The 18,837-nt window shown below is 38.5% G+C and carries 21 protein-coding genes and 1 pseudogene; 10 read left to right on the top strand and 12 right to left on the bottom strand.

The window, feature by feature from the left end:
- Nucleotides 1-88: 88 nt before the first annotated feature.
- From leuC to HGD76_RS23405, 4 genes and pseudogenes are all read right to left on the bottom strand, one after another.
- Nucleotides 89-1,492, bottom strand: coding sequence for a 3-isopropylmalate dehydratase large subunit (gene leuC / locus HGD76_RS23420; protein WP_168697184.1), 1,404 nt, complete (start codon nucleotides 1,490-1,492; stop codon nucleotides 89-91).
- Between the two features lie 505 nt (nucleotides 1,493-1,997).
- A pseudogene (locus tag HGD76_RS23415) lies at nucleotides 1,998-2,153 on the bottom strand (M50 family metallopeptidase); the annotation flags it as partial.
- Between the two features lie 107 nt (nucleotides 2,154-2,260).
- A complete protein-coding gene (locus tag HGD76_RS23410) occupies nucleotides 2,261-2,557 on the bottom strand; it encodes a hypothetical protein (RefSeq protein WP_015080946.1) in 297 nt (98 codons plus the stop codon).
- 46 nt (nucleotides 2,558-2,603) lie between these two features.
- Nucleotides 2,604-3,032, bottom strand: coding sequence for a hypothetical protein (locus tag HGD76_RS23405; RefSeq protein ID WP_015080947.1), 429 nt, complete (start codon nucleotides 3,030-3,032; stop codon nucleotides 2,604-2,606).
- 460 nt (nucleotides 3,033-3,492) lie between these two features.
- Between HGD76_RS23405 and HGD76_RS23400 the strand changes: the two genes are divergently transcribed.
- Nucleotides 3,493-5,340 (top strand): S8 family peptidase, encoded by a 1,848-nt coding sequence (locus HGD76_RS23400; protein WP_168697183.1) that lies wholly within the window; start codon nucleotides 3,493-3,495, stop codon nucleotides 5,338-5,340.
- Here HGD76_RS23400 and HGD76_RS23395 read toward each other — a convergent pair.
- Nucleotides 5,337-5,522: a hypothetical protein gene (locus HGD76_RS23395; RefSeq protein WP_168694565.1), complete on the bottom strand. Its 186-nt coding sequence runs from the start codon at nucleotides 5,520-5,522 to the stop codon at nucleotides 5,337-5,339. The genes HGD76_RS23400 and HGD76_RS23395 overlap by 4 nt on opposite strands.
- Nucleotides 5,523-5,624: 102 nt before the next feature.
- On the opposite strand from HGD76_RS23395, the gene HGD76_RS23390 reads away from it, so the two are divergent.
- From HGD76_RS23390 to HGD76_RS23365, 6 genes are all read left to right on the top strand, one after another.
- Complete coding sequence (locus HGD76_RS23390) at nucleotides 5,625-5,852, top strand: hypothetical protein (protein ID WP_015080949.1); 228 nt, start codon at nucleotides 5,625-5,627, stop codon at nucleotides 5,850-5,852.
- A 114-nt stretch (nucleotides 5,853-5,966) separates the two neighbouring features.
- Nucleotides 5,967-6,407 (top strand): urease accessory protein UreE, encoded by a 441-nt coding sequence (gene ureE, locus HGD76_RS23385; protein ID WP_168697182.1) that lies wholly within the window; start codon nucleotides 5,967-5,969, stop codon nucleotides 6,405-6,407.
- Complete coding sequence (locus HGD76_RS23380) at nucleotides 6,385-7,071, top strand: urease accessory protein UreF (RefSeq protein WP_148764983.1); 687 nt, start codon at nucleotides 6,385-6,387, stop codon at nucleotides 7,069-7,071. Before ureE ends, HGD76_RS23380 begins: the two co-directional genes overlap by 23 nt.
- A gap of 5 nt (nucleotides 7,072-7,076) precedes the next feature.
- A complete protein-coding gene (ureG, locus tag HGD76_RS23375) occupies nucleotides 7,077-7,673 on the top strand; it encodes an urease accessory protein UreG (RefSeq protein WP_168697181.1) in 597 nt (198 codons plus the stop codon).
- A gap of 185 nt (nucleotides 7,674-7,858) precedes the next feature.
- Nucleotides 7,859-8,440 carry a hypothetical protein gene (locus tag HGD76_RS23370; protein WP_168697180.1) on the top strand — a complete coding sequence of 194 codons (582 nt, stop codon included), beginning with the start codon at nucleotides 7,859-7,861 and terminating at the stop codon, nucleotides 8,438-8,440.
- Nucleotides 8,441-8,471: 31 nt separating this feature from the next.
- On the top strand, nucleotides 8,472-8,939 hold the full coding sequence (locus tag HGD76_RS23365) for a thioredoxin family protein (RefSeq protein ID WP_210967806.1): 468 nt from the start codon (nucleotides 8,472-8,474) through the stop codon (nucleotides 8,937-8,939).
- Nucleotides 8,940-9,094: 155 nt separating this feature from the next.
- Here the strand turns inward: HGD76_RS23365 and HGD76_RS23360 are convergent, their stop codons facing one another.
- On the bottom strand, nucleotides 9,095-9,499 hold the full coding sequence (locus tag HGD76_RS23360) for a DUF5684 domain-containing protein (RefSeq protein ID WP_168697178.1): 405 nt from the start codon (nucleotides 9,497-9,499) through the stop codon (nucleotides 9,095-9,097).
- A gap of 256 nt (nucleotides 9,500-9,755) precedes the next feature.
- Here HGD76_RS23360 and HGD76_RS23355 point away from each other — a divergent pair, with 256 nt between their 5' ends.
- The 3 genes from HGD76_RS23355 (at nucleotide 9,756) to HGD76_RS23350 (ending at nucleotide 12,320) form a co-directional block, all read left to right on the top strand.
- Entirely contained in the window at nucleotides 9,756-10,319 is a 564-nt protein-coding gene (locus HGD76_RS23355; protein WP_039204209.1) for a hypothetical protein, read from the top strand.
- A 124-nt stretch (nucleotides 10,320-10,443) separates the two neighbouring features.
- Entirely contained in the window at nucleotides 10,444-10,566 is a 123-nt protein-coding gene (locus HGD76_RS26460; protein WP_035083073.1) for a DUF8629 family protein, read from the top strand.
- Between the two features lie 104 nt (nucleotides 10,567-10,670).
- Complete coding sequence (locus HGD76_RS23350; RefSeq protein ID WP_168697177.1) at nucleotides 10,671-12,320, top strand: MBL fold metallo-hydrolase; 1,650 nt, start codon at nucleotides 10,671-10,673, stop codon at nucleotides 12,318-12,320.
- A 17-nt stretch (nucleotides 12,321-12,337) separates the two neighbouring features.
- Here the strand turns inward: HGD76_RS23350 and HGD76_RS23345 are convergent, their stop codons facing one another.
- The 6 genes from HGD76_RS23345 to HGD76_RS23320 form a co-directional block, all read right to left on the bottom strand.
- Nucleotides 12,338-12,649, bottom strand: a complete 312-nt coding sequence (locus tag HGD76_RS23345) for a DUF6679 family protein (protein ID WP_015080955.1) — start codon at nucleotides 12,647-12,649, stop codon at nucleotides 12,338-12,340.
- 540 nt (nucleotides 12,650-13,189) lie between these two features.
- Entirely contained in the window at nucleotides 13,190-13,978 is a 789-nt protein-coding gene (locus tag HGD76_RS23340; RefSeq protein WP_168697176.1) for a Nif3-like dinuclear metal center hexameric protein, read from the bottom strand.
- A gap of 39 nt (nucleotides 13,979-14,017) precedes the next feature.
- Nucleotides 14,018-15,094, bottom strand: coding sequence for an ACR3 family arsenite efflux transporter (arsB, locus tag HGD76_RS23335; protein ID WP_325064820.1), 1,077 nt, complete (start codon nucleotides 15,092-15,094; stop codon nucleotides 14,018-14,020).
- 226 nt (nucleotides 15,095-15,320) lie between these two features.
- Nucleotides 15,321-16,583: an organoarsenical effux MFS transporter ArsJ gene (gene arsJ / locus HGD76_RS23330; RefSeq protein WP_168697175.1), complete on the bottom strand. Its 1,263-nt coding sequence runs from the start codon at nucleotides 16,581-16,583 to the stop codon at nucleotides 15,321-15,323.
- Nucleotides 16,584-16,685: 102 nt separating this feature from the next.
- Nucleotides 16,686-17,702, bottom strand: coding sequence for an ArsJ-associated glyceraldehyde-3-phosphate dehydrogenase (locus HGD76_RS23325; protein WP_168697174.1), 1,017 nt, complete (start codon nucleotides 17,700-17,702; stop codon nucleotides 16,686-16,688).
- Nucleotides 17,703-17,717: 15 nt separating this feature from the next.
- Nucleotides 17,718-18,776, bottom strand: a complete 1,059-nt coding sequence (locus HGD76_RS23320; protein ID WP_015080960.1) for a PstS family phosphate ABC transporter substrate-binding protein — start codon at nucleotides 18,774-18,776, stop codon at nucleotides 17,718-17,720.
- Nucleotides 18,777-18,837: the final 61 nt, after the last annotated feature.

Here is an 18,837-nt window from a genome sequence, read left to right as displayed (position 1 = left end):
GGGGTTTTTGTAGTACAGGCTTCTAGCCTGTATTGGGCGGGCAAGACTTGTACTGAGCTTGTCGAAGTATGCCCACCCCACAAGATTTTTATAACAAGTCGCGCACGTCGCCAATTTCGCCTTTTATGGCTGCTGTGGCTACCATTGCGGGACTCATGAGTAAGGTGCGACCGGATGATGATCCTTGTCTGCCTTTAAAGTTGCGGTTGGAGGAGGAGGCGCTGATTTGTCTGCCTTGGAGTTTGTCGGGGTTCATGGCTAAACACATGGAACAACCTGGTTCTCTCCATTCAAAGCCAGCTTGAACAAAGATTTTATCTAGTCCTTCGGCTTCCGCTTCTTTTTTGACTCTTTCTGAACCTGGGACTACAAAGGCTTTTACACCTTTGGCAACTTGGCGACCTTGGGCGATTTTGGCGGCTTCTCTGAGGTCGCTTATGCGTCCGTTGGTGCAGCTTCCAATGAAGCAGATATCAATTTTTGTTCCTTGAATGGGTTGACCTGGATATAAATCCATGTAGCGATATGCTTCTTCGGCGATAAAGCGGTCTTCTTCTGGGAGTTCTGCGGCTGTGGGGACTTTTTCATCTACGCCAATTCCTTGACCTGGTGTAATTCCCCATGTGACTGTGGGGGGAATATCTTCGGCATTAAATACTACGACATCATCATATTCGGCATCAGCATGACTACTGAGAGATTCCCACCAAAAAACAGCTTTTTCCCAGTCTGCACCTTTGGGGGCAAAGTCTCTATTTTTTAGATAATCGTAAGTAATTTTGTCGGGATTGACGTATCCGCATCTTGCACCACCTTCTATGGCCATGTTACAAACGGTCATCCGTTCTTCCATGTTCATCTGCTCAAAAGTAGTGCCTGCAAATTCGTAAGCGTAGCCTACACCACCTTTTACGCCCAGGATTCGGATAATATGCAATATTACGTCTTTGGCGTAAACTCCGGGTTTTAATTGGCCTTTAACTTCGATTTTGCGGACTTTTAATTTTGATAATGATAGGGTTTGGGAGGCGAGAACGTCTCTAACTTGGCTTGTACCGATACCAAAGGCGATCGCTCCAAATGCACCATGACTTGATGTGTGGCTATCTCCACAAGCGATGGTCATTCCCGGTTGGGTCAGTCCCAATTCCGGGGCAATGACGTGAACTATACCTTGATTCCCTGAACCAATATTGTAAAAAGTTATATCATTTTCTTGACAATTCTTTTCTAATGCCTGAATCATTTCTTCGGCCATGCTATCCACAAAGGGACGGGCTTGGTTTTCTGTGGGAACAATATGATCAACTGTGGCTATAGTCTGTTCTGGAAATAATACTTTTAAATCCCTTTCTTTGAGCATCGCAAAGGCTTGGGGACTTGTAACTTCATGAATAAGATGTAGTCCAATAAATAGTTGCGTTAATCCTGATGGCATTGTACCAACGGTGTGTAAGTCCCAAACTTTGTCAAATAGTGTACCCTTGCTCATACGTCAATCTATGTTAAAGGAGTCGGATTTTTGATTGTATCAGAAAAATGTCACATTAGAGAATCTAGTTGATCATGATCTGATCAGTAGATTGGCGTTGAAAATTGTCGTCATAGCACTATCCAATACACGCAAATTACTAATATAAGAAAACTCAATATTTGCGCTTGTAACTTTTTATGTCAAATAAGTGTTTGTAGTATTTAACTAAATAATCAAATATGATACTCTTCATTTTTAATAGCACTTACGTAAGTGTCACACTAAGAATCTGTTGTATTGTAGGGTGCGTCAGACTGTATAAATCCTGCAAATAAACAGATTGTTGATATCTGGCACACCCTACTAATGTGCCAGTTGCGTAGGTCTTGATTTGGTAATATCAATTATTTGAAGGGTACGTAAAATGAGTACTTTATTTTTTTCAAAATGAGAATTGCTGATGACACTGTGTGTACCTCGTTGCACTTATTTTCCTCTGTTACCCCTATTTATTGAGCCGATACGAAAATGGGTATAAAATGTAATTACCTATGGGTATCTGCCACATAATTGCTGTGACTATAGCCGCTGCTACTAACCAGGTTAGCCCCATTTGTTCTACTTCTATGGGAGTTTCTTGAGTAAATAAAGGTTTGAAATTTTTACTGGGTTCTCTCATTAGTGACTCTCCTGTCCGTAATTACACTAATTAGCTGAATATTCTTACATCTATCCTAATTTACTTCTCTGAGCAAGTAGGAATAGCAAATAAGAGGAAATGGTAATTTATTCCCAAGTGGCTGCATTCCGTAACACAGTAGGAATTTCACCTTGTGATAAGGGAAACTCTAACATTGTTTCTTTATAACCTAAATACCCAGATTCAGTAAATGATAAAAGCATTCGTTCTAGTGCTAACCAAACTTCTGATTCGTATTCCCAATCATGATAACGTCTAGCACGTCCAGCAATGGAACGTAAAGCCCAAAAGTAGGAATTTCTAACTACAGAACCGCCTTTTTTAAATTCTGGTACGTCTTCATGGTGAATAAATAAAATGTTATTTTCAATTCTGGATCTCATAATTATGTGCTGATAACTGAAAGGGGCTGTATACCCTCATAATTCTTTACGGTGTTTGCATCTGCAAATTCTTTAATGTCCTCTGTAAAAACTTAGCCCATTCTGCTGCGAGGGGAACTTCTGTAAATGGAACACAAATTGATTTAGGAGTAGTTAATAAAAACTCTAATTCAATTTTTCGACCTTTGGGGGGGGGATTTTCTATATCTACGGCATTACCATTTACTAAAAAACGAATTTCTTGAACATCCAACAAAGAAAAAGTTTCTAATTCAATTGGTCCTTTAGTTGTGGGTTTTCCCCAAGTGATATCATCACCTTTTTGAGCTAACACTGCATAAATATCATATTTAGCCCGTTCAAATTGTTCTGCCCAAATTTGATAAGCTTGAAGTTTCTTAAATTCCTGTGAACCTTGCCACGCTAACCAGAAAAATGCTACTAACAGAGGCAACCATAAAAGACCACGTTCCATAATAATTCGTAATGCCTCTTTGAGAGGAGCGTCGTTAATTTAATTAGAAAACAGTTAAGCAAATATAATTTGCTCTAAAATCTCCCAAATACCATTTTACAATATCCAATATAAATATAGGTCATAAGCAAAGATACAAAATTTAATGTATTATATAATATTAGTATATTAAGTAACTTATCATCGGATTTCCCTCGACTCACGCCACCATACCCCAGAATTAATTGAATGTACCTACTAAGTAGGTGAACACAATAAAACCAAACTGTGTAAAGAGATGTAAAATCGCTGAAAACTTCTTTACTCTTGCCTCTGGTTACTGAGCGAAGTCGAAGTATTGCCTCTTGCCTAGTGCTATGACGACAATTTTCAACGCCAACCTACTTATATGAGTTATGGTAGTAAGAAAATTCCCTCTCCGTTCTGTCTTTATTTGAGGACGGGGATATAAGAGAAAAAAATGAAAAAACTGCTATTATTGTGCTTGTTTGTCATTGGACTGAGTGCTGCTGTGTTTGGGTTTTTGAATTTTCAGGGACTGGCAGCTAAAGGTGAGTTTGAGACAATTTTGCTAGATTTTCGGGAAGATGTGGCAGAAAATGTGATTGAGAAGGATCTACAAGCGATCGCTCAACAATATCATGTTACCCCGCAACTGGATAATAAATATTCAGCGGTGGACCATGTATATGTTATCAAAGGCGATCGCCAAAGACTCAACGATTTAAGAAAATCTCCCTTTGCCAAAGTTACAGAATTTATCGAGCCAAATTACATTTATAAAATCGTCCCCCAAGGACAAGCCACTTGGTTAGGAGAACTGTTAGCACCGCAGCAAAACGAAGAACCAAGTTCGTCTTTAATTGGTCCAAATGACCAGTATTATAGCAAACAGTGGAACTTACACAAAATCGGCGTAGAAGCGGCATGGACTCGGAGTAAAGGTAGTGGTATCACTGTTGCCGTAATTGATACTGGCATTACCAAAGTCCGCGATTTATATGAAACCAAATTTGTCAAAGGCTATGATTTCGTCAACGACACAGAGGCAGCCAAAGACGACAACGGCCATGGTACTCATGTCGCCGGTACAGTTGCCCAAGCCACCAATAACGCCTATGGTGTCGCTGGAGTTGCCTATGAAGCCAGCCTCATGCCCTTAAAGGTATTAAATGCTGACGGTGCAGGAACAGTAGCCGACATTGCCGAAGCCATCAAATTTGCGGCTGATAACGGCGCAGACATCATTAACATGAGCTTAGGTGGTAGTGGAGAAAGCCAACTCATGGAAGATGCGGTTAAATATGCCCATAACAAAGGTGTAACTATCATTGCTGCCGCAGGTAATGAAAACACCAACGGCGTAAGCTATCCTGCCCGTTATGATCATGTTATTGGCGTTTCCGCTTTTGGACCTGACGGTGAAAGAGCATCCTATTCTAACTATGGTGCGGGTGTGGATATTTCTGCCCCTGGAGGGAGTGAAACTGGGACAATTCTCCAAGAAACTATTAATGAACAAGGTGAAGGCGTATTTCTCGGACTTCAAGGCACAAGTATGGCTTCTCCCCACGTTGCGGGTGTAGCGGCATTAATCAAAGCCTTGGGAATCAAAGAACCCGATGAAATTTTGCAAGTTCTCCAACAGTCAGCCAGAGTCATTCAAGACGACGGTTTGAACTATTATGGGGCTGGACAACTCAACGCCGAAGCCGCAGTTAAATTAGCCAGCGACGGTATAATTAGTGTTCCTGACTTTTTCCGGTGGTTGCGAGAACAGGGTTATCTTAATCCCGGCTTTTGGATAGATGGCGGAGCGATCGCTTTAGTGCCTAAAATATTCATGGTAATAGGTTCTTATCTTCTAGCTTGGTTCTTACGGGTTTACTTCCCCTTCACTTGGAGTTGGTCTTTATTCAGCGGCTTAACTTTCGGCAGTTCTGGCTTATTCTTCCTCAAAGGATTTTATATCTTTGATCTTCCTCAATGGCCTTTCCGGGTTTTAGGTAGTTCCATTCCCGAACTAGGCAACACTTTACAGGGAACAGACGCATTAAATCCTCTTTTTGCCAGTGTTTTAATTCCTTTTGTTTTAATAGCCTTATTTTTAGGACATCCTAGTTGGAAATGGTTTGCTATTGGTGCAACTTTAGGAATAACAGCTTTTCTGACCGTTAGTGCTGTTTATGATCCTGCCGTTTGGGGTTTAGGAAATAGTAACCTAGCTCGAATTTTCCTTCTTGTTAATGCTTTACTTTGTTATGGACTAGCCCAGTTAGCATTGAAAAAAGACGGACAAACTGCTTAATTAGGTAATGGGTAATTGGTAATGGGTAATTGGTAATTGGTAATGGGTAATTGGTAAGATTTTTTCCTATTATCCATTGCTAACCAACTGACAACTGACAACTGTACGGGCGAAGCATTTGGAGAACTATTTTTGGCAATGACCGATAATTTATCTTTCAAATGCTTCGCCCCTACTGACAACTAACAACTGTACGGGCGAAGCATTTGGAGAACTATTTTTGGCAATGACCGATAATTTATCTTCCAAATGCTTCGCCCCTACTGACAACTAACAACTGACAAATGACTATTACAGCTACAGGTACTATTGAACGTCGGAATATTGGGCTTGGTGCTTGGGCTTTTGTGACAGAAGATGGTGTTACATACGAAATCTCAAAAAGTGCTGATAAAAACTTACTTAAATCAGGACAAAAAGCCAAAATAACCGGAAAAGTTCGAGAAGATTTAATGACAGCAGCGATGATTGGTTCTATTCTAGAAGTTCATTCTTTTGAAGTGATGACATAATTTACACCTATAGCTATCCTAAATCAGTTATGAACAATTAGATCCCCGACTTCTTAGAGAAGTCGGGGATCTAACTCTTGCAATATTCACAAATTAAAGTTAATTTCGGGAATTATGCTGACTTTTACCCAACGTCAACCACCTAATACTAATGCTATAGTGAATATCACTCTTTCACTAACTGCGGAAGAACGAACTCGTAGCCGTCATAAATTTATATTAGCAGATGGTCAGGAGGTTTTTTTGCGGTTAGCTAGAGGTACAGTATTACATGATAGCGATATTCTCACAAATGAAACCGAAAGTATTTATATGAGAATTATTGCTAAACCTGAACCTGTTTTAACTGTATTAGCAGAAATTCCTTTATTATTAAGGGCTGCGTATCATTTAGGAAATCGTCATGTTCCTGTAGAAATAACTTCGACTTATTTACGCTTATCTCCAGATGCAGTTTTAGCTGCTATGTTAATCCAATTAGGGTTAGAAATTAAAGAGGAAGTTGTACCTTTTCAACCAGAATTAGGGGCTTATGGAAATCACTCTCACGCATAGCCATTTTTTGACAATCTTACAATTAGCAAGTCCAGCTTTACCCGTTGGTGCTTATGGCTATTCGGAAGGGTTGGAGATGTTAATAGAAAATGGTACTATTACGAATATAGAAAATCTCAAAGATTGGCTAAACTCTGAATTAATTTATGGCTCAATTCGCCTAGATGCAGCGATAATGGTGAGGGGTTTTCATGCTGTCAAATTAGGTGATAGGTCGGCTTTAAAGCGGTGGAATTTATGGTTATCTGCTGCGAGAGATACGGAAGAATTACGGGCTGCTAGTTGGCAAATGGGACGTTCTCTGATGCAATTATTAGGGAAGTTAGAACCGGAAATTTTACCTGTGGTGAATGCTGTGGGTTATCCTGGCAATTATGCGATCGCATTTGCTATAGCTTGCGCTCATTGGGATATAAATATTCAAGCTGCTTTATTAGCTTATTTACACAGTTGGGCGAATAATTTAATTACCGCTGGTATCAAACTTATTCCGCTGGGACAAACTGCGGGACAGGAGTTATTACTGGGTTTACAACCTTTATTAATTACTACTGTGGGGGAGATTTTGACAATGGAAGATGATGATTTAGGATGTTGTAATTGGGGTTTGTCTTTAGCGAGTATGCAGCACGAAACCCAATATACTAGATTGTTTAGGAGTTAAAAATTATGACGGCTTTAAGAGTAGGCGTTGCGGGTCCTGTAGGTTCGGGGAAAACGGCTTTGGTAGATGCTTTATGTAAGAATTTACGGGAAAAATATCAGTTAGCTGTGGTGACAAATGATATATATACTCAAGAAGATGCTCAGTTTTTAGTCCGTTCTCAGGCTTTGTCAAGCGATCGCATTTTAGGAGTAGAAACGGGAGGTTGTCCCCATACTGCTATCCGTGAAGATGCTTCTATGAATTTAGCCGCAATTGAACAATTAGAAGAAAAATTTACCAATTTAGATTTAGTCTTTTTAGAAAGTGGTGGAGATAATTTAGCTGCTACTTTTAGTCCTGAATTAGTAGATTTAACAATCTATGTAATTGATGTGGCTGCTGGTGATAAAATTCCCCGCAAAGGTGGGCCAGGTATTACTAAATCTGATTTATTAGTGATTAATAAAACTGATCTTGCTCCCTATGTGGGTGCTGATTTGAATGTGATGGAAAGAGATGCGAAAAAAATGCGCGGGGATAAGCCTTTTATTTTTACAAACCTGAAAACTCAAGCTGGTTTAGGAGATGTGATTCAGTTTGTGCATGCAGCTATTTGTTAATTGTTTTAATCAGGATTTATAGGATTAAAAGATTTACAGGATGTTAGCTTGTGATTGATATTATAATGATACGATGTAACTAATATATAGTAACCACAAGTTATCTTACAAACCATGTTTGAATAATTGTCTATCTTAATGTATAATTTATGATACTCAAATTTTCAACAGGTAATAAAAACAAATTGACTACTATTGGAAGTTATCAGGTAAAAGTTTTAATTGAATCTAACACTGAAGAAATTGCTTTTATTTCTCCAGCAAGTATTAATGATCTACCCACTGACTGGAGTTGTGACTGGTTGAATATATGGAATAATACCAGTTTTTACTGCCAAAACATAGTTAAGCTTGTTTATAAGGGTAAAGTTTGGGGATTGGTTAAATATAGTCTTTATCCATATTTTTATCCTGAACCCGCTCCTCCCATATTTATGGAAATAAACAATATAGAAGCACACCCTACCAATCGTGGAGATGTTACTTCAAGGTTAATTGAACCTATTGGTAAATGGTTAATTTGGTATGCAATAAAGGTTGCTTTCGAGTTTTGTCCAGTAACATCAGTAGAATCATTCGTTTCGCTGGAAGCTTTGGATGAAGCTGTGGCATACTATAGGGATAAGGTACAGATGGAATATCTTGGTTTTTTAGGTAGCACTCCTAGTGGAGAAGACTTATATGTATTCAGATTTTCACGAACCGCAGCAGCAGAATTTTGTCAACGACATGAAACCAGATGGGGAAACCCAAAGTTATATGAATAGTAATGAAATAATGGCAGGATCAAAAGAGATAATGACTCATGCTCAAAGACAGGCTTTTTTGAAAACATCTCGTCTAGGTAAGCTACTTGGAGTTGCACATTTACTTCCTGAATCTGACGTAAAATCAACTATATTATCTATCAGTGAAAAAACATTTACCAAAAATGTTTTAGAATCTCCTATCCCTGTTTTGGTAAATTTTACAGCCCCTTGGTCGGAATTCTGTAAAATTATTCATCCTTTGTTGCTACAATTTCAAGTTCAATGCAGTGATAGAATAAAATTAGTGGAAATTAATGCCGATCAAAATTTTAAACTATCTAATACTTATAGGCTTAAATCCCTACCAACTTTATTGCTGATTGAAAATGGTATTGTCAAGCAGAGGTTAGAAGGATTTTGTTCACAAGAAGATTTACGTCTGGCATTAGAGAGCATTCAAATCAGCTATAAAAATAGTTATGCTGAAAAAATTGATCAGCTAAAATTTACAGGTTAAGATTATAAAATAAGATAAGCTATATTTTATATTAACTCTTTCTCAAGCTTTCAGGAAGCTTGGACAATAAAATTCGGTTTTATCTTTGCAAATCTCCTCTGATAAAAAGGAATTAAAAATTTAAATTTACTGTTTTTAATCCCTTTTTTTATTAGTTAGCCGAAAGCAAAATTGTATAAAACCACAAAATTAACTAACGGAATAATCATTAACAAAATTAACCAAGGACTTTTACCCAGCTTCTCCACAATTTTAATGAAAGCCATCAGTAAGAAAATCAGAGCTACAAAATTAACAAGTGGTATAAAAAGCCCAACAATCCACCAGGGAGACTGATCACCTGCTTTGTACATGATCCAATTATTAAGAATTGGTACCCAAGCAAACCAAGCATTTTGTTCTCCCAACTTCTCGTAGATAGTATAGAAGCAATAAGAACCAAACAAATAGCTAAACAGAGTAAAAAGCAAAAAAACAATATTTTCTCCAGCGCCGTCAGAACTTGAGGAGGACTGAGCAAGCAAAGAAGTAATGTGCCAATTGTATTGTAGTAGCAGCATTTGATCCTAATAACATCAAAGTTCAATCAACTTTTAAGTTACTATCCTAAAAATCATTATTAAATCAATAATTTAAACAAAAATTTGCTTTTTTGTTACGAAAGTATACTAAAAAATAAAATTTATTTTCTTCAACCCTAAACTTAACCCTACCTTAACTTTATATTTGGGAACAAAAGTAGTTATCATTGATATTTAGGTTTTTTCTTTCCTTCCCCTGATGAATTTTCTTGTAAAAATTAAACTAAATTACTATATGTATAATTACAAACAAGCTATTTTATCATTATTTTTAGTTGTATCCTGCACTGTTATTAGCAGTTGTGATTCTAACAATACTGCTAATAACCCAACTCCAGAAACAACACCAAATAGCAAGATTAACCCCAGTCCCCAAAGAAAAGTACAAAAGTCTCCAACCCCCGTAGTTGAACCATATACCGCTAATTCTAATACCAAAGCAATCTCTGGTAAAACTACAAACGTCACCGTATACACAAGTGATGCCCAATGTCAAGAGCTAATTCCTCAAAAAACTGACGTTTCCGCAGCAGAACCCATGAATGAAGCTATAGGTAAAATATTCAAAGAACAAAATACAGCAGATTTCAGCGTATCTGGTTATCGCGTTAATGTAAAAAATGGTGTTGCGATTGTTGACTTACGAGTCGCACCAGATTCAAAAAGACAAGTATCTTCTCTTTCTAGTTGTGAACAGTTTGCGTTGTTTAGCAGTGTCCGCAAAACATTAATTAGTAATTCTCAGTGGAAAATTAAAGATGTCCGCTTTACTGAGCGTGGAGAAGAGATTGCCCTGTAATGCTGGGGTTGAATGTGCTATATTTACAATAACCCAAGCATGGTAAAGATTTTCTAGTGATTTTGCCCAAATGCAAAAACACGATATTAAGATCAAAAAGTCCGAAGTTAAGGGAATAAAATCAATGGATATCAAACTAATTTTAGTGGGTTTAACGGTTATATTTACGGTTTCGTGCTTATTTTTTGGTACGAAAAATGGCTTTTATGATTCCGATAATTATCATGGTAATGGTTCTGCACATTAACAAGAGTGACAACTTAGGATTCCCACTTCTTTGAACTTTGCAGAGGAATATTGCTAAAAGCCAACTTTCTCAGCCAATAGTTTGATGGAGGGGAGGAGCAAAGGATGAATAATATATCAATTGATGCGGTCGAAACCACTAATGAGTTAGAATGCTTTCCCTATAGTGTTCAGCATCAAGATGAAGGTGTGTGTTTACTGGTCAGGATGGGTCCACATCGGATCATGTTAGATTTCGGCTTGACAAATATTTCTCCTATATCGCAGGAATTGACTAAATCGGCACAGCATGGTATGTTAGCTGATTTAGTTCTAGTTAGTCATGCTCATCCAGATCATGCTAGAGGCTTATTAACACTGCATCAAGCTTTTCCCCTATTACCTATTTATGCTAGTGAGGTGACAACGAAGTTATTACCGCTAAATTGGCCAGATGAAGAACTACCAGGAATTCTCTCATTTTGTCAGGCATTACCATTGCGATCGCCCATAGAAATCAGAGAAGATCTAATAGTAGAATTATTTCCCGCAGGTCATTTACCCGGTGCTGTGGCGATTCTCCTCACTTACCACACCCCCAACCGCGATTATAAATTACTTTACACCGGTGATTTTTTCCTATCCAACTCCCGTTTAGTCGAAGGGTTGCGACTGGATGAACTTCGAGGTTTAAATTTAGACGTACTATTAATTGAAGGTAGTTATGGGACATCTCGCCATACCCATCGCCGCAATCAAGAAAATCAACTAGCAGAAAGGATTCATCGCGCTATTAGTGCCGGTAGAACAGATGAGAGTTATTCAGTAATTTTACCAACTCCGGCTTTAGGTTTAGGTCAAGAATTACTTATGTTATTACGTTCCCATCACCACTTCACAGGTAGAGATTTAGACATTTGGGTTGATGGTGCTGTAGCTGCTGGTTGTGATGCCTATTTAGAACTTTTACCACATCTTCCCGCCGCAGTTCAAAATTTCGCCCGTCACCAACCTTTATTTTGGGATGAACGGGTAAAACCCCGTGTAAGAAGATTAAAGCCAGAAAATCTGGCAACTTTAGGGATATCGCCTTGTATTGTTCTTACGGATTCTTCCGCAGATTTACGTAAATATTGTCAACCAAACACAGGCAATTGGTTAATTCTTTTACCTGAAAAAATTGATATTCCAGTTAATCCAGAATATTTAGCACCGACAAAATTTGAAAGTTATCTGTTAGCGCAACATAGTGATGGACCAGGAACAACCCAGCTAATTCATAATTTACGCCCGCAACACGTTATTTTTGTGCATGGTTCTCCAAGTTATCTGGCTGACTTAACTTGTTTAGAAGAGTTACAAAATCGCTATCATGTCCATTCACCAGCCCCAGGGACTCTAGTAGAATTACCGATTGGCGAAACATTTTTACAACCTGCTGCCCCAGAAATTAATTATGAGGGGGAGGTGACGGAGTTGGGAACTGTTATTACCATCACTCTTCCCGATACGGTGACAGCAGATCCCCGGTGGCGACAATTTGCTGATACGGGTTTAATAGAAGCGCGTTGGCAGGGTGAAGACTTGGTATTACGGGGGTTATCTCCGCGAGAACTCTTAAACCCGAATAACCTTCGCCCTAATTCTGGTGATATTGCCTGCTGTGGTAGCTGCCGACATCAAAGAGGGCAACGGTGTTGGAACCCCGCTGCCCCCTTATATAATTTCAAAGTTACCCTGGACGGATACTGTCCTGCTTTTGAACGCTTGACGTGAATTTAATTTAGGAGCGTTTAATCTGGATTTAGGTCAGTATAAGGGTTAGGAATACGCTCTGCTTCTGGACAGTCTTCAGTTGTCAGCGGATCTATGTTACCGCGTTGCACTGAAGCTAATTTTTGAGTAACAGATCCGATACTTTCGAGACGAACCATTTCCTCCCAAGAACAAACTTCATCTTCTTCGTCTGTTTCATAGCGTAAAGTCACTAAATCGCCTTCGATATCAATGATGCGGGCCCGCTCTATCCAGCGTTGCTGATCCCGCAAAAAAACACATACCTCCCGCCCGTCGCAACACAGTTGATAAATCTTGCGGTGTAGCATGTAGTGCTTCTGCCTTTTTATACAACGTAGTTAAACCTGTCAAATTCGGGTTTCATCCCCATAATATCAGCCTCTAGGAGGTGAATTTCGCGGTGAGAACCCGGTAAGTTCAGTGACTCAATTTTACCACTTATTTTTAGTCATTAGTGTTAGATGAAATTTTGGGTCTTAAGCTTTAGTTTACCGCATTAGTTGAACAGCTATAGCAACTGTTAACATCTACAGACATTTTTCTTTGATTTGGCGTTTCCACAGGGAAAGTTACTTATCCCTGGCAGGACTGCTTTAGCAATAAAATCGTCTGAACATAACATAGCTTTTTGCCTTTTAACTAGACTATCTAGCCAAGTACAGACAAACCAGTGGCTGATCTCTAAAAGATTTTCGCCAGGGTTAAAATCTGTATTATAATGATAACATTGTTTCTAATTTTTTAACCGTGAATAATTTTTTTTGTATAAATTTTTGAATAAAATCCCCAGGGCGTTACGGAAGCAAGATGTAAGTATTACTTGGTCTGGATAGTTTACGGTGATCTAACTAGGGTAAAAACTGGCGGAAATCTTCATCTTGCTGGCTCAATTTGACCCAATCTAAGTTAAGGGCTTGAAATTTCTGGACTAAGCGATCGCACGCTGGGCGTTCTGTGGCATAATGTCCAGCATCAATTAATATAATACCACGATCACGGCTTTCTTGAAATTGATGAAATTTACAGTCAGACGTTAAGTAAACTTGGGCATTAGTTTTAACTACGGCTGAAATATAACCTGCACCAGAACCACCTAAAACAGCTACCCGTGAAATTTGCTGTTGTAAATCAGCCATTGGGGAGAAAATTAAATGGGGCGGATTTAATTGAGTTTGAATATTATTAATTACCTCTTGTAATGTCAAAGTGGGTTTTAGCATTCCTACACGCCCATAACCTAAACCTGCTTGGGTAGGAACAATAGGTGATACTTGTTGAAGTTCCAGAAGTTGGGATAAAACGTCAGCAGTTCCATCTGCCACTTGGTCAAAATTAGTATGGGCGGTATAAATTCCAATATTATGGGTAAAAGCTAACCGCACCATTTCCGTTAAAGCTTCCCCAGTGCGGAAAGATTTGGGAGGGTGAAAAATGAGGGGATGATGGGCAAATATTAGGTTAGCATGGAGAGCGATCGCTTCCTGCATTACGGCTAAAGTCGGAGTTAAACACACTAAAACCCGCGCTTCTGTAGACAAAACACCGGGTTCAACCTGCCAACCGCAATTATCCCAACTTTCGCACCAAGCGGGATTTGCCCATTCTTCAAACCAGGTAATTAAATCAGCAACTTTCATTAAATTTAAATAAATCAATAGTAGATCAAACGTATTTAATTATAATCCTATTGGTGGAGATGCGCGAAAAAAATGTTTCTTGATCCAGAAAGATACACTGACTAAACTAATTAAGACTGGCACTTCTACCAATGGTCCAATCACAGCAGCAAAAGCCACACCAGATTTAATCCCAAATACAGAAATAGCTACAGCTATTGCTAATTCAAAATTATTACCAGCAGCGGTAAATGCCACACTAGCAGCTTTGGCATAGTCAGCTTTAATTTTCCATGCTAGGTAAAAACTACTCAAAAACATGAATAGGAAATAGATAATTAGGGGAATGGCAATGCGGACAACATCGAGAGGAATCTGCACAATCAAATTGCCCTTTAAACTAAACATTACCATGATTGTAAATAAAAGAGCAATTAAAGTAATCGGACTGATTTTGGGAATGAACTGCTGATGATACCACTGCTTACCTTTAGCTTTTACTAAAATAAAGCGAGTCATAAATCCAGCCAGAAAAGGAATACCTAAATAGATAAAAACGCTGTTGGCAATTTCCCCAATACTGATATTGACAATAGTTCCTTGTAAGCCAAATAAAGGCGGTAAAATCGCCAGAAAAAACCAAGCATAAACGCTGTAAAAGAGAATTTGAAAAATACTATTAAAAGCAACCAGTCCGGCTGTATATTCAGTATCTCCCTTAGCTAATTCACTCCAGACAATTACCATAGCAATACAAGGGGCTATTCCCACCATGATTAACCCAGTCATATATTCAGGTTTATCGCGTAAAAAAAGAATAGCAAGTGTAAACATTACAATTGGGGCAATTATCCAAGTTAGTGATAATGATAGTCCGAGAATTTTTTTATTACGAAATACATCTCCTAATTCTTCATATTTTACCTTTGCTAAGGGTGGGTACATCATCAAAATTAAACCAATAGCAATGGGAATGTTGGTTGTTCCTATTTGGAAATGATTGATAAAAACTTCTATTGTGGGGAAAAAATAGCCTAAACCCACTCCAGTTGCCATTGCCAGAAATATCCACAATGTCAAAAAGCGATCCAGAAAAGAAAGGCGTTTTATAGTCGGTTGTTTAGTTACATATTCCACTTAATTAACCTCTATAAATGTTAGTTTCAGATCCCCGACTTCTTAGAGAAGTCGGGGATCTTGTTGTCATTATAAAATCTGTATTTATTACAAATTAGTATTTAGGCAAGAGGCAAAAACTGTCACCAATTGCCCACTACCATATTTAAACTCAAATAAATTTTGGGGTCATCTCACTACAGTAGGATATACCTGTTTGCATAGCATATCTTTAGACTGGGAAATATTATTCTCCGTCTCCAGTTTTCCAAGCTATAGCTTTACTAGGTTGAGGATTAGGTAACTTCAGAGAAACTAAACCTGCTGCGAATACGAAAAACATTGATGTCCACAGACAACCAACTAAGCCAAATATTTGATAAACCAAACCGGATAAAACTGTACCCACAAGACGACCACCGGAGTTTGCCATATAGTAAAAACCCACATTTAAAGCGACTTTATCATCATCAGTAAATGCTAAAACCAAATAGGAATGGACAGCGGAATTGAAAGCAAATACGACACCAAAAACGAGAAGTCCAGCAATAATTACGATATTAGCGGGTAAACCTAATTGTAGTGCTAGAGCGATCGCACCGGGAACAGCCGTTAATGTAAATGTCCAGAATCGAATAGTTTGAGATTGAGGTGGACGACCAGAACCAAATCGCTGCATGAGTGTTGGTGCTAAAAATTGAATAATCCCATAACCAATCACCCAACAAGCTAAAAATCCCCCCACTTGATAAAAAGACCAGCCCAAAGTCCCACGTAAAAACACTGGTAAAGCCACAACAAACCATACATCTCTAGATCCAAATAAAAAGAATCGCGCCGCCGAGAGAATATTTATTTCTGCGCTTTTAGAGAAAAGTTGGCTAAATTTGACCTTTTTCTTGATTTTACCCATGGCTTTGGGCAGCATTAACCCAGAAAACATAATTAAAGCCAGTCCCCCAGCCATAATCCATAGGGAATTAATAAAACCCACAGAACTGAGAAGGGCGCTACCAAGAAAGAAACCAACACCTTTCAAAGCATTCTTAGAACCTGTGAGTACAGCCACCCACTTAAACAAAGAAGATTGAGCATCTTGAGGCACAACCAAGCGAATGGCGCTTTTAGAACTCATCTTCGTTAAGTCCTTAGCAATTCCCGAAAATGCCTGTGCAACCATCACATAAAGGACTGAAAGCCACTGCGCCCACCCTGGATTCAGAAAAGACAGCATAATTAAAGAAAACACCTGTAATCCAATCCCAGTATAAAGAGTTACTTTTAACCCAAACTGGGAACCAATCCAACCGCCGAGAAAGTTTGTAACAATTCCAAATACCTCGTAAAACAGGAACAGAGAGGCAATTTGAATAGGTGTATAACCAATTTTATTAAAATAGAGCAAAACCAACATTCGCAAAGCCCCATCAGTCAAAGTGAAGCCCCAGTATGCCAGTGTCACCAGAATATAATTCTTGAAATTAGAATTAGAAGCAGTAGTAGAAGCCATGATTAAAAATTCAAAATTGTAAATACAAACTAAAAACCCTCATTCTCTCTGCGTGCAAAAATCTTTATGGGGTAGGACTGAAAACCCACCCCTAGAAAACCATTATTTCTGCAAACTTAACGCCACCTTTCGTGCTAATTCAGTCATGCGGTTAACATAACCCCATTCATTGTCATACCAAGCCAATATTTTCACCTGAGTTTCGTTGATAACCATTGTCGAAAGGGCATCAATAATTGCAGAACGAGGATCATCTTTATAATCAATAGAAACTAAAGGACGTTCTTCATAACCCAAAATTCCTATTAACGGTTTTTGTGCAGATGCAGTTTTTAATAAATCATTAACTTCGGCTATTGTGGTCGAACGTTCAACTTCAAATACACAATCTGTGAGAGAAGCATTTAACAAAGGTACACGCACGGCTAAACCATTTAATTTACCATTCAATTCTGGATAAATTAACCCAATAGCTGTGGCTGAACCTGTGCTAGTGGGAATTAATGACATACTTGTAGCCCTAGCCCGACGCAAATCTTTATGAGGTGCATCTACAATAGTTTGAGTATTAGTATTGTCGTGAATTGTGGTAATTACTCCATGTTTAATTCCTAAACCTTCATGAATTACTTTTACGACTGGGGCTAAACAATTAGTAGTACAAGAAGCTGCTGTTAATAAATGATGTTTATCAGCTTGGTAGAGGTGATCATTTACCCCCATGACAATGTTTAAAGCCTCTTGTTTAACAGGTGCAGCAACAATTACCTTCTGCACACCTCTTTTAAAATAGGGGTCAAGGGTAGCGGGGGTTCTAAACTTACCAGAACATTCCAAAACTATATCAACCCCAAAATCTTCCCAAGGAACTTCACCTGGTTGGGAATATTCAGTAAAACTCAGGGATTTACCATCAATAACAACTTGGTTTTTGACCGCTTCTACTTCTGGTGTCCAACGCCCATGTACAGAATCAAATTTGAGTAAATGTGCTGCGGCTTCTGTTCCACCTTTGGTTTCATTAATGTGGACAAATTCTATTTCTGGGTAATCCCAAGCAGCACGAACGGATAACCTGCCCATGCGCCCAAATCCATTGATTCCTACTCTAATTGTCATGATTTTTATTAATTACTAAAATTGCTTTTGTTTGCGTAACAATTGCCCAAGACTTAGGTTAAACTCCGATTTACCACCAAATACTGTTCCGGCTTTGCCTTTATACAAGTGGATAGAATTAAGTTTGTAAGCTTCCTCTGATAAGGGAACATAGCCAACAGAACTGACTATTTTTGCCGCATTTTTAATGTAGAAATCCGCAAGGTTATACACCAAAGTTTTGTTTTTACTAGACCGAAGATTGACATATATGAATAGAGGTCGAGAAAGTGGTTGATATTTGGCTTTTTCTACTGTTTCTGGTGATGGTAAAACGGCACCTTTACCACTATTAACTGCTAAAACTTTTAACTTATCTTTGTTTTCTTGGTAGTAGGCATAACCAAAGTAACCCAAAGCATTAGGATCTTTATTAACACCAGTAACTAAAACTTCATCATTTTCACTGGCTGTGTAATCTTTGCGACTGGCTTTGGCTTTACCGACAATTGCTTCGGTAAAATAATCATAAGTTCCAGACTTACCACCAGGACCATATAATTTAATTGGGCGGTCTGGCCAAGAATCTCGGACTTGATTCCATTTTGTAATTTTTCCTTCAGCCGCAGGTTCCCAGATTTTTTTCAATTCGGCTACTGTAATGTCTTTTGCCCAAGTGTTTTGGGGGTTAATAGCAATGGTTACGGCATCAAAAGCTATGGGTAATTCCATGTAACTTACGCCATTTTTCTTGCAAGCTGCCATTTCTGACTGGTTAATTGGTCGAGAAGCATTACTGATATCTATTTTACGAGTACAAAATTTTTCAAACCCACCGCTAGTACCGGAAATATTTACTTGTATTTGACTATTATTTTTTAGGTTGGCTTGGTATGCTTTAGCTATGGACTGGGTAATGGGATATACGGTACTAGAACCATCTACTTTGATAAGTGCGTCAGTGGCAGAGTTAGTAACTTTTGTCGCTTCATTTGGTTTTTGAATATTTTGGGCAAGACCAAGCGTATTTGTAAAACTGCTTGTCAATGCTAGTATTCCGAAAGTTAAGACTAATTGGCTTGCTGTTTTATTCACTGATTTCACCTGTATAATTAGTGAGCAGACTATTTATCCTATCTACCTGTCATTTCAAGAA

It is taken from the genome of Dolichospermum flos-aquae CCAP 1403/13F, assembly GCF_012516395.1.
Classification (GTDB): Bacteria; Cyanobacteriota; Cyanobacteriia; order Cyanobacteriales; family Nostocaceae; genus Dolichospermum; species Dolichospermum lemmermannii.
This window is presented reverse-complemented; position numbering and strand designations above follow the sequence as displayed.

Excerpts from the sequence above, each read along its gene's own strand:
- leuC (WP_168697184.1), bottom strand. The coding sequence starts at position 1,492 with ATGAGCAAGGGTACACTATTTGACAAAGTTTGGGACTTACACACCGTT.
- ureG (WP_168697181.1), top strand. The coding sequence starts at position 7,077 with ATGACGGCTTTAAGAGTAGGCGTTGCGGGTCCTGTAGGTTCGGGGAAA.
- ureE (WP_168697182.1), top strand. The coding sequence starts at position 5,967 with ATGCTGACTTTTACCCAACGTCAACCACCTAATACTAATGCTATAGTG.
- HGD76_RS26460 (WP_035083073.1), top strand. The coding sequence starts at position 10,444 with ATGGATATCAAACTAATTTTAGTGGGTTTAACGGTTATATTTACGGTT.
- HGD76_RS23410 (WP_015080946.1), bottom strand. The coding sequence starts at position 2,557 with ATGAGATCCAGAATTGAAAATAACATTTTATTTATTCACCATGAAGAC.
- arsJ (WP_168697175.1), bottom strand. The coding sequence starts at position 16,583 with ATGGCTTCTACTACTGCTTCTAATTCTAATTTCAAGAATTATATTCTG.
- HGD76_RS23365 (WP_210967806.1), top strand. The coding sequence starts at position 8,472 with ATGACTCATGCTCAAAGACAGGCTTTTTTGAAAACATCTCGTCTAGGT.
- HGD76_RS23360 (WP_168697178.1), bottom strand. The coding sequence starts at position 9,499 with ATGCTGCTACTACAATACAATTGGCACATTACTTCTTTGCTTGCTCAG.
- HGD76_RS23325 (WP_168697174.1), bottom strand. The coding sequence starts at position 17,702 with ATGACAATTAGAGTAGGAATCAATGGATTTGGGCGCATGGGCAGGTTA.
- HGD76_RS23345 (WP_015080955.1), bottom strand. The coding sequence starts at position 12,649 with ATGCTACACCGCAAGATTTATCAACTGTGTTGCGACGGGCGGGAGGTA.
- HGD76_RS23405 (WP_015080947.1), bottom strand. The coding sequence starts at position 3,032 with ATGGAACGTGGTCTTTTATGGTTGCCTCTGTTAGTAGCATTTTTCTGG.
- HGD76_RS23340 (WP_168697176.1), bottom strand. The coding sequence starts at position 13,978 with ATGAAAGTTGCTGATTTAATTACCTGGTTTGAAGAATGGGCAAATCCC.
- HGD76_RS23350 (WP_168697177.1), top strand. The coding sequence starts at position 10,671 with ATGAATAATATATCAATTGATGCGGTCGAAACCACTAATGAGTTAGAA.
- HGD76_RS23400 (WP_168697183.1), top strand. The coding sequence starts at position 3,493 with ATGAAAAAACTGCTATTATTGTGCTTGTTTGTCATTGGACTGAGTGCT.
- HGD76_RS23380 (WP_148764983.1), top strand. The coding sequence starts at position 6,385 with ATGGAAATCACTCTCACGCATAGCCATTTTTTGACAATCTTACAATTA.
- HGD76_RS23390 (WP_015080949.1), top strand. The coding sequence starts at position 5,625 with ATGACTATTACAGCTACAGGTACTATTGAACGTCGGAATATTGGGCTT.
- HGD76_RS23355 (WP_039204209.1), top strand. The coding sequence starts at position 9,756 with ATGTATAATTACAAACAAGCTATTTTATCATTATTTTTAGTTGTATCC.